This window comes from Saccharothrix texasensis, assembly GCF_003752005.1.
Classification (GTDB): Bacteria; Actinomycetota; Actinomycetes; order Mycobacteriales; family Pseudonocardiaceae; genus Actinosynnema; species Actinosynnema texasense.
Genome location: NZ_RJKM01000001.1, coordinates 6481151 through 6494144, shown reverse-complemented (window position 1 = coordinate 6494144; position 12994 = coordinate 6481151). Strand labels below are relative to the sequence as shown.

14 protein-coding genes are annotated in these 12994 nt (G+C 71.0%); 5 read left to right on the top strand and 9 right to left on the bottom strand.

Going from position 1 to position 12994, the window contains the following annotated elements:
• Positions 1-205: 205 nt before the first annotated feature.
• Positions 206-1354 (top strand): acyl-CoA dehydrogenase family protein, encoded by a 1149-nt coding sequence (locus tag EDD40_RS28850; protein ID WP_246037880.1) that lies wholly within the window; start codon positions 206-208, stop codon positions 1352-1354.
• 201 nt (positions 1355-1555) lie between these two features.
• On the opposite strand, the gene EDD40_RS28845 is transcribed toward EDD40_RS28850, so the two are convergent.
• From EDD40_RS28845 to EDD40_RS28825, 5 genes are all read right to left on the bottom strand, one after another.
• Complete coding sequence (locus EDD40_RS28845) at positions 1556-1906, bottom strand: VOC family protein (protein WP_123745712.1); 351 nt, start codon at positions 1904-1906, stop codon at positions 1556-1558.
• A gap of 61 nt (positions 1907-1967) precedes the next feature.
• The gene (locus EDD40_RS28840; protein WP_211348249.1) at positions 1968-3362 is read right to left on the bottom strand and encodes an MFS transporter; all 1395 of its coding nucleotides are present in this window, start codon (positions 3360-3362) and stop codon (positions 1968-1970) included.
• Positions 3363-3480: 118 nt separating this feature from the next.
• The gene (locus EDD40_RS28835) at positions 3481-4470 is read right to left on the bottom strand and encodes an alpha/beta fold hydrolase (RefSeq protein WP_123745710.1); all 990 of its coding nucleotides are present in this window, start codon (positions 4468-4470) and stop codon (positions 3481-3483) included.
• Between the two features lie 286 nt (positions 4471-4756).
• Positions 4757-5110: an ArsR/SmtB family transcription factor gene (locus EDD40_RS28830; protein ID WP_123745709.1), complete on the bottom strand. Its 354-nt coding sequence runs from the start codon at positions 5108-5110 to the stop codon at positions 4757-4759.
• Positions 5107-5553, bottom strand: coding sequence for an SRPBCC domain-containing protein (locus EDD40_RS28825; RefSeq protein ID WP_123745708.1), 447 nt, complete (start codon positions 5551-5553; stop codon positions 5107-5109). The genes EDD40_RS28830 and EDD40_RS28825 overlap by 4 nt, the downstream gene beginning before the upstream one ends.
• A 396-nt stretch (positions 5554-5949) precedes the next feature.
• On the opposite strand from EDD40_RS28825, the gene EDD40_RS28820 reads away from it, so the two are divergent.
• Positions 5950-6777, top strand: a complete 828-nt coding sequence (locus EDD40_RS28820) for a p-hydroxycinnamoyl CoA hydratase/lyase (RefSeq protein WP_123745707.1) — start codon at positions 5950-5952, stop codon at positions 6775-6777.
• Positions 6774-8321 (top strand): AMP-binding protein, encoded by a 1548-nt coding sequence (locus EDD40_RS28815; RefSeq protein WP_123745706.1) that lies wholly within the window; start codon positions 6774-6776, stop codon positions 8319-8321. The genes EDD40_RS28820 and EDD40_RS28815 overlap by 4 nt, the downstream gene beginning before the upstream one ends.
• 336 nt (positions 8322-8657) lie before the next feature.
• Here EDD40_RS28815 and EDD40_RS28810 read toward each other — a convergent pair whose 3' ends face one another.
• Together EDD40_RS28810 and EDD40_RS28805 are read right to left on the bottom strand one after the other, a co-directional pair.
• Positions 8658-9404 carry an SDR family NAD(P)-dependent oxidoreductase gene (locus tag EDD40_RS28810; RefSeq protein ID WP_123745705.1) on the bottom strand — a complete coding sequence of 249 codons (747 nt, stop codon included), beginning with the start codon at positions 9402-9404 and terminating at the stop codon, positions 8658-8660.
• Positions 9405-9489: 85 nt separating this feature from the next.
• Positions 9490-10170: a hypothetical protein gene (locus tag EDD40_RS28805; protein WP_211348248.1), complete on the bottom strand. Its 681-nt coding sequence runs from the start codon at positions 10168-10170 to the stop codon at positions 9490-9492.
• A 44-nt stretch (positions 10171-10214) separates the two neighbouring features.
• Here EDD40_RS28805 and EDD40_RS28800 point away from each other — a divergent pair, with 44 nt between their 5' ends.
• Positions 10215-10847: a TetR/AcrR family transcriptional regulator gene (locus tag EDD40_RS28800; RefSeq protein WP_211348247.1), complete on the top strand. Its 633-nt coding sequence runs from the start codon at positions 10215-10217 to the stop codon at positions 10845-10847.
• Positions 10848-10856: 9 nt separating this feature from the next.
• Here EDD40_RS28800 and EDD40_RS28795 read toward each other — a convergent pair whose 3' ends face one another.
• Complete coding sequence (locus EDD40_RS28795) at positions 10857-11345, bottom strand: hypothetical protein (protein WP_123745703.1); 489 nt, start codon at positions 11343-11345, stop codon at positions 10857-10859.
• A gap of 60 nt (positions 11346-11405) precedes the next feature.
• Positions 11406-12455 carry an amidohydrolase family protein gene (locus tag EDD40_RS28790; protein ID WP_246037878.1) on the bottom strand — a complete coding sequence of 350 codons (1050 nt, stop codon included), beginning with the start codon at positions 12453-12455 and terminating at the stop codon, positions 11406-11408.
• A 100-nt stretch (positions 12456-12555) separates the two neighbouring features.
• On the opposite strand from EDD40_RS28790, the gene EDD40_RS43800 reads away from it, so the two are divergent.
• Positions 12556-12732 carry a MerR family DNA-binding transcriptional regulator gene (locus EDD40_RS43800; RefSeq protein ID WP_246037876.1) on the top strand — a complete coding sequence of 59 codons (177 nt, stop codon included), beginning with the start codon at positions 12556-12558 and terminating at the stop codon, positions 12730-12732.
• Positions 12733-12994 lie beyond the last annotated feature (262 nt).

The following is a 12994-nucleotide window of genomic DNA, read 5'->3' as shown; positions in this document are numbered from 1 at the left end:
GAACACGAAGAGTGGCTATGTGGTCACGGAAAGCTATTTCCGTCGGTCTTGAATGGATAGCGCCGATCGGGTGTTTTTGAAGCAATACGGAAGAGGCACCGGCGCACCGCGCCATGCGAAGGTCAATCGCAAGTCGCAGGCCCTTTGACCGGAGGCAAATGTGTCGATCATCGATACGTCCCGACCCCAACCGACACTGGAACAATTGAAGGAAACACTGTCGCAGTTGGTGCCAGTGCTGCGGGACAAGGCCGCGTGGGCGGACGAGAACCGCCGGCTCCACGACGAGTCGATCCAGGCACTCGCCGACGCGGGGATCTTCAAGCTGAGGATGCCCGCCCGGTACGGGGGCTACGAGGCCGACACCCGGACCCTGGTGGACGTGTCCATCGCGCTGGGCCGCGCCGACGGCGCGCTGGCGTGGACCGTCTCGACCTACTGGATCGCGTCGTGGATCGTCGGCCTGTTCCCGGACGTGGCGCAGGACGAGGTCTTCACGACCCCGGACGTCCGGGTGTGCGGCGCGGTCAGCCCGAGCGGCGTGGTGGTGCCGGTCGAGGGCGGGTACGTGCTCAACGGCTCGTGGCACTTCGTCAGCGGCGCGTGGCACGCGAACTGGCAGGAGCTGGCCACCATCCTGCTGCGGCCGGACGAGGAGCCCCAGCCCGTCATCGTGGCGGTGCCGATGTCGAGCCTCGAGATCGTGGACGACTGGCACACCTCGGGCATGAGCGGCAGCGGCAGCGTCACCACGGTGGCGAAGGACGTGTTCATCCCGGCGACGCACATCATCCCGATGGAGGCGGCGATCCGCCCGAACGGCGTCTCCGAGCTGAACGCGGACCGGCCGATGTGGCGCAGCCCCACCATCCTGGCGGGTTCCGCCGCGACGGTCGGCATGCTGGTCGGCATGGCGAAGGCGGCCTACGACGCGTTCATGGAGCGCATCCCCGGCCGGCCGATCCGCTACACCGACTACGAGCACCAGGCCGAGGCCCCGATCACGCACATCCAGGTCGGCACGGCGTACATGAAGATCGAGCAGGCCGAGTACCACGCCTACCACGCCGCGGCGCTGGTCGACGCGAAGGCCGCCAGCGGCGAGCCGTGGACGATCGCGGAACGCGCCCGGGTCCGCGCCGACGAGGGCTGGGCGACCAAGCTGGCGAAGGAGGCCGTCGACCTGCTCGCCTCGGCCAGCGGCGGCTCGTCGATCTACCGGCACGAGCCGATCCAGCGGATCGTGCGCGACATCCAGGCGATCAGCGTCCACCCGATGTTCAGCCCGGATTCCAACACGGAGACCTTCGGACGGGTGCTGTGCGGGCTCGAGCCCAACACGATGTTCATCTGAGTCGGTCTGTTCGGCCAAGAGCCGCCGCGCGGTCAGCGCGGCGGCTCTTCGCTGCGCGGGGCGGGAAGGCCACCGTCCACAGCGGACGGGAACGCGCGGCACGGGCTGTGGGGCGCGAGCGCGGCGAGACCGGAGCACGGTGGACGCCAACGTGCCCGGTCGGCGGGGTCCGCCGACCGGGCACGCGAGGGGAGCCTGCGCTCAGTCGTTCTTCTTCCACATGATGATCTGCAGGTAGTTGCCGTCGGGGTCGGCGAACGTGCCGAACTTGCCGGACTCCCGGTCCGCGACCGAGATCCACTCGACGCCGGCGGCCTTCAGCTGGGTCTCCACGGCGTCGAAGTCGTCGACGTGGAAGTTCATGATCACGCGACCCGGCTCGTTGTTCTTCGCCTCGACGTCGTCGCGCCCGTCGATGACCAGCAGGAAGCCGCCGAGGTCGATCGGGCCGTCGCCGCTGAACTCCGGGGCCAGCGCCTTGATGTACCACGCCCGCAGCTCGGCGGGGCGGGTCGTGCCGAGCAGCATGCTGCCGGGCTTGAGCGTCGTCATGTCGAAATCTCCCTCGTTGTGTGATCCAGCTCGCGGCAAGAGGCTATCGCCACACCGGTGGTCAGGAGGCCGCCGCCGCGGTCTCCGGGGCCGAGGCGCTGCGCTCGTCACGAGGGCGCAGCCCGAACCAGATGAGGGCGACGCTCACGAGCGTCACCGCGACGTTCACGCCGAGCGCGAGGTGGGTGCCCGACAGCGTGTCGGCCTGCGTGGCGGCGATCGCGACCATGATCGGCGCGCCGATGGTGAGGGCCACCTGCTGGGTCATCGAGGTCAGGCCGGTCGCCAGGCCCTGCTCCTCGTTCGGCAGGCCCGAGGTGCCGATCACCGTGTACGACACGATGCAGGCGACGTGCACGAAGAACCCGAGGAACAGCGCGGGCACCAGGATCACCAGGGCGAGCTTGTTCGAGCCGAGGAACACCAGCGGCAGGATCATCAGCGCCTGCAGGGTCAACGCCACGGTCAGGACGTTGCGGCCACCGTGCTTGCCGATGAAGCGACCCGCGATCGGACCGGCGAACACGGCCGCGAGGCCGGGGATGCCGAAGGCGAGACCGGTGATGACCGGGTTGAACTTCAGCACGTCCTGGAGGTACAGCGTCATCAGGAAGATCATGCCGGTCTCCATGGAGAAGATCACGAGACCCGCGAAGTTGCCCCACTTGACCGTGGGCTTCTTGAGGAAGCGCACCGGCGCCAGCGGCGCGGACGACTTGGTCTCGATCACCCAGAAGGCGGCCAGCAGCACGATGCCGATGGCGGCGGCGATGAGGCTGGACTCCATGATCGCGTAGACCACGGCCAGCAGACCGCCGGTGACCGTCACCGCGCCCGGCACGTCGAGCTTCTGCCGGTTCGGCACCTTGCTCTCGCTGATCAGCATGGGGGTGGCGACGATGATGGCGATGGCGAACGGGATGTTGATGAAGAACGCGGCCCGCCAGCTCAGCAGGCTGACCAGGATGCCGCCGACCAGCGCGCCGGCGGTGAAGCCGCCGGAGAGGATGGCGCCGTTGAGGCCGAGGGCGCGGTCGCGCATCTTGCCCTCGGCGAACGTCGTCGTGATCAACGACAGACCCGCGGGGACGGCCATGGCGGTGGAGAGGCCCTGCAGCGCGCGAGCGGCCAGCAGCATCTCCGGGTTGGTCGCGAAACCGCCGAGCAGCGACGCCACGGCCAGCAGGACCTCACCGGCGATGAACAGCTTGCGCCGGCCGAACAGGTCCGCGAACCGCCCGAACAGCAGCATGAAGCCGGCCGCCGGCAGCGTGTACGCGGACACGATCCACGGCAGCTGCGTCAGGCTCATGTCGACACCGCCGCCGACCTGCGGCAGGGCGACGTTGAGGATCGAGTAGTCGGCGGCGAAGATGAAGGCGGCGCCAAGCAGCACGAGGAGGATCAACCGCTGCCTGCCGCTGAACCGCAGCGGGGAGGACGTTTCGGCAGTCAAGATGCGATCCCTTTCTTGGAGTGTTCCCACAGATGTCGTGATCCAGCCACGCTTTCCGGCTAGGCCGAGCCGCTCGGCGAAGCCGGAAGGCGTGACCAGGCTTTGCGCCGCGGCTGTGCTAGAGGTCGGCCAGGAACTTCACCAGTTCCGCGTTGACCTCTTCCGGCCGTTCCTGCTGCGTCCAGTGACCGACCCCGGGCAGCACGACCGTGCGCTTGAGGTTGGGCACCAGGTACGACAGGTTGGCGATGAGCTGGTCCATGCCCGGCAGCGACACGCTGCCGTCCCGGTCGCCGTGCACGTACAGCGCCGGAGGAGTCATCGGCGCGCCTTGGAACGGCGCCGTCAACTCCCAGCTCAGGTCGATCGTCCGCCACCAGTTCAGGCCGCCGGAGAAGCCGGTCCGGGCGTACTCGGCCGTGTAGAACTCGAGGTCGGCTTCGGTCAGCCAAGCGGGCAGCTCGGCCGGTTCGGGCATGAGGTCGGAGAGGTCGCCGCCCTCGGGCACCACGGGGAGCGTGGGTCCGTCGGCCCGCGGCGAGTCGCCGAAGCCCCAGTTGAAGAAGCGCAGGAGGGCGGCGCGCGGGTCGCGCTCCAGCTCCGCCTCGGCCACGCCGGGCTCCTGCAGGTAGTTCATGTAGAAACCGGGACCGAGCGCCTGGGTGAGCCCGGTCAGGGCGCTCACCGGGCCGCGCGGCAGGTAGGGCACGCTCAACGCGACGACACCGCGGACGCGGTCCGGGCGCAGCAGCGCGGCGTTCCAGGCGACCGACGTGCCGAAGTCGTGCGCGACCAGCACCGCCTGCTCCTCGCCGAGGGCGTCGAGCAGGCCGATCACGTCGCCGACCAGGTGCAGCTGCGAGTACTTCTCCACCGCTTCCGGGCGGTCGGTCTGGCCGTAGCCGCGCAGGTCCGGGGCGACCGCGTGGTAGCCGGCCGCCGCCAGGGCGGGGAGCTGGTGGCGCCAGGAGTACCAGGACTCCGGGAAGCCGTGCAGCAGCACGACCAGCGGCCCCTCGCCCTGTTCGGCGATGTGCATCCGGATGCCGTTGGTCTCCACGAACCGGTGGGTGATCCCGTCGGTCTTTGCCGATTGTTGGTCGCTCATGGTGCGCCTTCCTTGACAGGTGCCCGAGGTGGACTCCCCGGAAGCTTCCTTCCGGATCGACACCGGCTCCAACTTCTGCCTTGCTCAGTCGCCGAGCGCGAAACCAGGTATTCTCGGATTAACGCGGACGTCCGACCGGACAGGCTCGGAACCTTTTTCGTGACATGCCGAAACACCCCATGACTGGGTGACCGACACTCGGCCTATCCCGGACGACCCGTTCGCCGAAAGGCGCGCGAACGGGTCGCGACCAAGGAACTCGAATTACGTCCCGGTACCACCGGTACTACGACAAATCCCGCTCCACCGCTTCGGCGACCCGCTTGATGGCCGCCAACCGGCGGTCCCAGTCCGCCGCGAGCGAGGACATCCACCGCGTGGTGGCGTCCAGCCCGGCCGGCCGCAGCGAGTACCTCACCTCGCGTCCGACCCGGTTGCCGACCACGAGCCCGGCGGCGTCCAGGACGGCGAGGTGCTTGACGATCGCCTGCCGGGAGACGGGTAACCGCCCGGCGAGCGTCGTCGCGGTGACCGCGCCCTGGGCGGCCAGCAGGTCGAGCAGTCGGCGACGGGTGGGGTCGGCCAGCGCGACGAGAACGTTGCCGACCTCTTCGACCGCATCGTCCGGTTCTGTTCTCACACAGTCGACTCTTCGACTCGCTTCTTCGCCGCGTTGAGGACCTGCGGCCAGCCGCCGGTGTTGTCCTTGATCGTCCGCGCGCGCACGTCCTCGGACACCGCCAGCGCGGCGAACCCGCTCTCCACCACGGTCAGGCGCGTCTTGTCGCCCTCGGGGGACAGCGTGAACTCCACCAGCGTGCTGTTGCCCTCGGTCAGCTCCTGACCCGGGAACGCGGGCGCCCAGCGGTACGCCACGTAGGAGTGCGGCTCGACCTTCACCACGGTCACGGGGAAGTCGCCGTACTCCGGGTTCTTGGCCACCGTCGACTCGCCCTCGACGGCGGTGGTGTCCTTGATGCTCTCCGGGTCGGCCACCCAGAAGCCGGGTGCGGACACCAGGGACCAGACGCGCTCGACAGAGGCGTCGATCAGTGTGTCGCGTTCGATCCGGTCGTCGCTCATGAGGAAGCTCCTTCAAGTGCCATCATTGAGTGCAACCAGATGATTGCACGTCGTCCAAGGTCGTGCAACCCGGTAGTTGCACGACATCTCGACCCCGGCGGGCGCCCCGGGTGCGGACACGGTGCGTGATCCACCCTGTCTTCTGCGTCACCTCGGTGGGGAATGCGCACGTGCCCCGAGCCGATGAGCCGAGGGTCGTTCGCAGTATTGCCGACGAACCCGCCGTCAGGCCGCGGTCGAGCCGCAAAAGCACGCTGGGAGAAGTAATCCCGATCCCCTGCGGGCGATGCTGGTCTCCGTTCACCCAAGCCGCACCGAGGGTTTTTCCCGAACGCCACCAGCCGAGCGGTCGATAGCGAGGCGTGCGCACTTCGCCTCTCGAAGAAGGGTCCATACATGATCACGCTGGATACCGTGAACCTGGAGATCGACGGGCCGACGGCCACGATCTACTTGAACAGGCCGGACAAGAAGAACGCGATGAACCCCCAGATGCACCGGGACATGAACGCCGCCCTGGACGCCATCGAGGAGGACGGCAACGTCAAGGCGGTCGTCATCACCGGCAACGGGGACAGCTTCAGCTCCGGCATGGACCTGGAAGAGTGCTTCCTCCAGCCGTTCGACGACCCCCAGCTGTTCTACAAGACCAACCTGGTGGCGCTCAGGTGGTTCCAGCGCCTGAAGGCGTTCCCCGCGGTGACCATCGCGAAGGTCAACGGCTTCGCCTTCGGCGGCGGTTTCCTGGTGGCCGGCCTGTGCGACCTCGCGGTCACCGACGAGGCGGCGCTGTTCGGCCTCTCGGAGATCAACTTCGGCATCTTCCCGGCCGGCGGCGCGACGTGGGCGGCCACGCACAACCTGCCGCGCAAGAAGGCGCTCTACTACATCCTCACCGGCGACACGATGACCGGCGCGCAGGCCGCCGAGTACGGCCTGGTGAACTTCGCCGTGCCCGCCGACCAGCTCGACGCGGCCACCGACAAGATCGTCCGCAAGATCGTCAAGAAGAACCCGGTCACGCTGGCGCTCGCCAAGCAGGTCTACGAGCGCACCACCCAGCTCGACCTGCCCGCCGCGATCGACTACGACCAGGCGAAGCTGTGGGAGCTGTCCCGGCTCAGCGGCAACGAGTGGATCAACGTGGCGCTCAAGCAGTTCGAGAAGCGCGCCTACCAGCCCGGGTTGGCCACCTACGACCGGCCGGCCGAGGTGCGCGCATGACGGTCGCCGGCCCGGACGTCGAGATCCCCCAGACCTCGCTCACGTCGTTCGTCCTGCGGCACGCGGACGAGTACGGCTCCGAGATCGCGACCGTGGACGCCGCGAAGAGCACCTCCTACACGTTCGCGGAACTGGCGTCACACGTGCGGCGCGCGGCGCACGGGCTGCGCCGGGGCGGCTTCCGGAAGGGCGACGTGCTCGCCATCCTGGCCCCGAACGTGCCGGAGTACCCGATCGCCTACCACGCGGCCGCGCTGGCGGGCGGCGTCATCGTCGCCCTCAACCCGCTCGACACGTCGGACGACCTCGTCGCCCGGCTGGAGGAGACGGGCGCGCGGTTCCTGGTGACCGTGCCGCACGAGATGCCGAAGGTGAGCGCCTTCCTCGACCGCACCGGCGTCGAGGAGGTCATCGTCCTCGGCGAGGCGGACGGCGCCACGTCGTTCTCCTCGCTGGTGGCGTCCGACGACGAGATCGTGGAGACCGCGCTCGACCCGTCCGAGGACGTGGTGACGATCCTGCACTCCAGCGGCAGCACGGGTCTGCCCAAGGGCGTGCAGCTGACGCACCGCAACATGATCGCCAAGGCGTTGCTGACCAGCATGGTGGCGCCGAGCGGCCGGGGCGAGAAGGCGCTGGCGATGCCGCCGTTCCACCACGCCTTCGGGCTGTCCATGATGATGAACGCGAGCCTGTACCAGGGCACGACGCTCGTCACCATGGAGCGCTTCGACCCGGAGGCGTTCCTCAGGACGATCGAGGAGCACCGCATCACCCAGCTCTACATCGTGCCGACGATCGCCGTGCTGCTGGCGAAGAGCCCGCTGGTCGACCGGTTCGACCTGTCGTCGCTGCGCTCGATCGTCTCCGGCGGCGCGTCGCTCGACCCGCAGATCGCCCGCCTCGTGCGGGAGCGGATCGGCTGCGAGATCGGCCAGGGCTACGGCATGACCGAGGCGATGTGCTCGTTCATGCAGGCGCCGGACACCGTGTCGGCGTCCGTCGGCCGGACCGCGCCGGGCGTCGAGTGCAAGATCGTCGACGTCGACACCGGCGAGGAGCTGGGCCGCAACCGCAACGGCGAGATCCTCATCCGCGGGCCGCACGTGATGAAGGGCTACCTGAACGCGCCCGAGGCCACGCGCAAGACGTTGGAGCCGGACGGGTTCCTGCACACCGGCGACCTCGGCTACGTGGACGACGACGGCGAGCTGTTCATCGTCGACCGGATCAAGGAGCTCATCAAGTACAAGGGCCAGCAGGTGTCGCCGGTCGAGCTGGAAGCGGTGCTCATGCGGCACCCGCGGATCGTGGACGCGGCCGTCGTCGGCATCCCCGACGAGGAGTCGAGCGAGATCCCCAAGGGGTTCGTCGTCAGCGACGGGTCCATCACCGCGCAGGAGATCATGGACTGGGTCGCCGAGCGCGTCGCGCCCTACAAGAAGATCCGGCAGGTCGAGTTCATCGACCAGATCCCGCGCACGCCGGTCGGGAAGATCGAGCGGCGCACGCTCAGCGCACGCACCGCGGCGGGGGCGGCCTGAGGACCCGACCCGGGTCACGCGGCCCTCGGCTCTTGAGTGAACGCGCCTGCGCCCTCGGCCCCGCCGAGCGTGCCGGCGATGGCGCGCGGCCTGGTCGCTCCGGCGACCAGGCCGCCGCCGCATGCGCGCCGGGCCGGGTTCGGCACGGGAGATCCGGTTTGAGCAGGCGTGGTTCGGCTCGGGCACGGGCGATCCGGCTTGGGCAGGCGCAGCCGGTTCGGACCCGCGATGCCCCGACCCGGGCACGCGCAGTCCGGTGTCGGCGTGGTCCGGTGTCGGCGCGCGAGAAAGGGCAGGGCCGTGGTTCGGCCCCGCCCCCTGGCCCCGCCGCCGGTGTCAGGCCAGCTTCTTCAGCCCCACGCCGTTGAGGACGTAGCCGGGCGCGATGGTCGAGGCGTCCGCCTGGAGCAGGTCGACGATCGACTTGCCGGCCAGCTCCGGCGTCAGCAGCGGACCCACCCTGGCCAGGAACTCGTCCTGCGAGAGGCCGGACCTGGCCGCGTAGGCGCGCACGGCCGGGCCGCCGACGTCGGTGGCCGGCGCGAACTGGGGCAGGACCGTGGTGAACGTGATGTCCATGCCGGCCCGGCGCGCCTCGTCCTGCGCGTAGCCGGTGATGAACCGCAGCGTGGACTTCGCGCCCGCGTAACCGCCGCTGAGCGGCGAGCCGCCGATGGCCGCGCCGCTGCTGAACACCACGACGCGGCTGCCCGGCCGCAACGGCGTCAGCAGGATCTCGCGCAGCCAGTGGAACGCGATGCGGACGTCGGCCTCCCAGTTGACCGCGAACGTCTCCCACGTCTGCTCCTGCAACGGCCGCATGTGGGGCGTCGCACCGGCCACCAGGACCACGGCGCTCGGTTCGTGGCGGTCGATCAGGGTCGCCGCGACGGTGGCGTCGCCGGCGTCGACCACCTCGGTGCGGATCGGTCCGGAGCCCGACGCGGGTTCCGGGAACGTCGCGGCCGTGCGGGACACGGCGACGACCGGCGCGCCGGCCGCGGACAGCGCCGTGGCCACACCGCGGCCGAGGCCCCGGCTCGCGCCGACGACGATCGTGGTCCTGCCGGACAGGTCGCTCATGGGTCCTCCAAGTCGTGGTGGATCCGACGGTCCATTCGGGAGAGCCGGACGCGGATCCAGCATTCCGCCACCGGGTTCGCCGGACCTACTCCCCCGTTGCCCGCCCGGCGCCGGGCGCGCAGCGGATCAGGGCGGCGGAGCAGACGACCAGCCAGGCGACCCACAGCAGCCAGCCGACGAGACCCAGGAGTCCCAGCACGCCGGGACGGGCGATGACGAGCGGGGTGAGCGTGGCCGAGGTGCCCAGCAGCACGGCCGAGGAGTAGCCGAGTCGGGCGTGCCACGCGGGGATGAGCCCCGCGTGCCGCCCGCTGAGGGACAGGCCCACCAGCGCCGACGCCAGGAACACGCCGTTGAGGGTGAACAGGGCGTCGTGCAGGGACCAGAGGGCTCCGGTGGGGTCGTCGGCCGCAGCCAGGCGGAGGGCGGTCACGGCGGCGAACGCGCCGTTCTGCAGCAGCACGCCCGCGAACCCGACCAGGGACCAGGCCTCGCCGCGCTCGCGGTCGGACCGCCACAGCGCGGCCACCGCGCCGGCGGCGAAGACGGTGGACGACGCCCAGGCGGCCGGGGTGAGGGCGGACGCGACGCCGACGGCGCCCCGGTTGGCCGAGAAGTAGGCGATGACCTCCGCGGTGTCCGCGCCGGTCGTCGGCAGGCCGGTGGGCACCATGATGACGTTGGCCAGGACGATCAGGGTGGCGAACCCGAGGCCGGCGAAGCCCGCGATGCGGAGGAACGGGCTGGTCGGCCCAGGTGCGACCATATTGGCTTTACGCGACATATAATCAATATTGCCGGCATCAAGAGGTGAGCGTGGGCGGGACGGGCAAGCGCCGTTACGACTCGTTGCGACGGGTGGCGCAGGCGCAGGAGACGCGAGCCGTGATCGCACGCGCGGCCCGCGGGCTCTTCGTCGCGCAGGGGTGGGCGGCGACGACGGTGCGCGCGGTGGCCGAGGAGGCGCAGGTCTCGGTGCCCACGGTGTACGCGGCGTACGGCGACAAGGCGGGACTCGTGCGCGCCGTCGCCGACGCGGCGGACATCTCCGCCGATCCCTCGGCCACGCTGGCCGAGCTGGAGGACGCGGCGGCCGACCCGGCACGGCAGCTCGCCGCGCTGGCGGCCTACGACCGGCGGCTGTTCGAGCGCTCGGGTGACGTCATCGCGCTCGTGCGCGAGGCGGGCCGGACGGAGCCCGCGCTCGCGGCGGCGTACGAGGAGGGCCGCCGGCGCGGCGACGACACCCGTGCGCAGGTGTTCTCGTCCTGGCCGGACGGCGCCCTGCGGCCCGGTCTGGACGTGCGGTCGGCGGTCGACGTCTACGCGGCGCTGTGCAACGTCGACGTCTACACGACGCTCACCGTCGAACGGGCCTGGCACCCGGACCGGGTGCAGCGGTGGTGGGGCGAGGTCCTGGCCCGGGAGCTCCTCGCCCGGTGAGGCCTGCGGTCAGGACTGGTCGAGGTGGGCGTGCCAGACCTCGGCCGCCTGCTCGTGGGAGTCGACGCCGGCGAAGAACGCCTCGGCGAGGGTGTCGTAGTCCTGGTCGGCGAAACCCGTGACCTCGATGATCTGCAAGCGGTACACGGTGAACGGCGAGGTGTCCGTCGGCGGGGCGTACGGGACGGCCAGTTCCATCGTGCCCGGGGTCAGTCCGTGCTCCACCGCGCGCACGATCAGGGCGTCGGTGCGACCCCAGTCCATGGCGAGGTAGGCGTCGGCGACCAGGACGGCACGGGTGGCGCCGTGGTCGTTGCCCTCCAACGCTTCCTGGGCGGCCTGCGCGGACCGGCCCACGTCGTCCTTGAGGTAGCGGTCCATGCCGCGTTCGCCGTCGGGCTGCTCGTAGCCGACGAGCGGGATCAGGGTCTCGCCCTCCGAGACGCTCCAGACGCCGTGGGCCGCGAAGAAACCGGCCAGCGCCGCGGTTTCGATCATGGCCGACAGTATGCCGACGCGGGTGCGCCCGTCGGGGCCGTTCGGCGGATCCGGCGATCTCTACCTCCGGGTCACCCGCACCGGCAGCCCGCGCAGGATCACGGCGATCGGGTGGGCGAGCTGGTCGAGGTCGGACCTCGGGTCCTCGGCGTAGACCACGGCGTCGGCGGGCGCGCCCGGTTCCAGGCCCGGCAGCCCCAGGTAGGCGCGGGCGTCCCAGGACGCGGCGGCGAGGGCGTCGTGCGGGCGCATCCCGGCGCCGGCCAGCGCGCGGACCTCCTCGACGATCCCGCCGTGCGGCATCGAGTCCGTGCCCGCCAGCACCCGGACACCGGCCTCGGCCGCGGCGGCGACCAGCGAGCCGTGCGCCTGCGCGCCACGCAGGAACCACGTCCTGCCGGGACCGTCGGGCCGGCCGCGCACCTCGGGCACCGACCGCGCCATGACCGACAACGTGGGCGTCAGCGCGGTGCCCTGCTCGGCCATCCGCGTCAGCAGGTCCGGGTCCAGCGACATGCCGTGCTCCACCGAGTCGGCGCCGGCCAGCACGGCGACCTCGCCGCCGGCGGTCTGCTGGGTGTGCACGGCGACCCGGCCGCCCACCGCGTGCACCGCCCGCACCACGGCGCTCAGCACGTCCAGCGGAACCGGCTCGCCGTCCGAGCTCCAGTCGCCGATCACCTTCGCCCACCCGGTGCGCGCCGCCTGCGCCGCGGCCAGCGCGGGCAGCTCGGCGTGGTCGGCCCGGCGGCCCCAACCGTCGATGAACTGGCCGTGCTGCGCCAGCCACGGGCCGGCGTGCCAGGCCCTCGGGGTGTCGGGGTCGACGCCGAACCACGGCGGCGGCTCACCGGCCAGGCCCGGCGCCCTGATCACCGTCACGCCGGCGTCCACGTGCTGCCGCAGGTGGTCGCGCAGCACCGCGTGGTCGAGCGGGTCGCCCGCCGCCGCGGCGCCGGGGTGGGTGTGCGCGTCGACCAACCCGGGCAGCAGCCACCCCTCGGCCACCAGGTCGGCGTTCTGGACGGGGTCGGTGGTCCACCGGTCGCCGTCGGCGTACAGGTCGACGTGCTCGCCGTGCGGCAGGGCACGACCTCGGATTCGGATCACCACTCCAGCACCCCCGGTCTCCCGCGACCCCGTCGACCCTAGCCGCGATCGGGACGCGGGACCTTGAGCCTCCGGCAAGGGGAGACCCGGGGGTGGTGGCATGGACGGCGACGCGGTCTTCCCGATCGGTGAGCCGGCTCGGCGGACCGGGCTGACGGTCAAGGCGATCCGGTTCTGCTCCGACGAGGGGATCGTGCCGCCGACCGGTCGCGGCCCGGCCGGTTACCGGCTCTGCGGCCACGACGCCGTGGCCCGCCTCGACCACCTGCGGACGTAGCGCGAACTGGGTCTGGACCTGCCGACGATCCGGCGGGTGCCGGACCGGGAGCTCGCGCCGGCCGAGGTCGCGGCGGCGCACGCGGAGCGCGGGGGTCATCCGCTCCCTCACGCCGGAACTGCCCGGACGGCCGGAGGTCGCGCAGGTCGAGGCCTGGGTGGAACTGGCGCGGCTCGCGCAAGACCCGGACTTCCGGGCGGGCGTGCGGCGGTTGGCCGAGCACCACGTCCTGGTGCGCGAAGGGCTGCGGCCCGATCCGGCG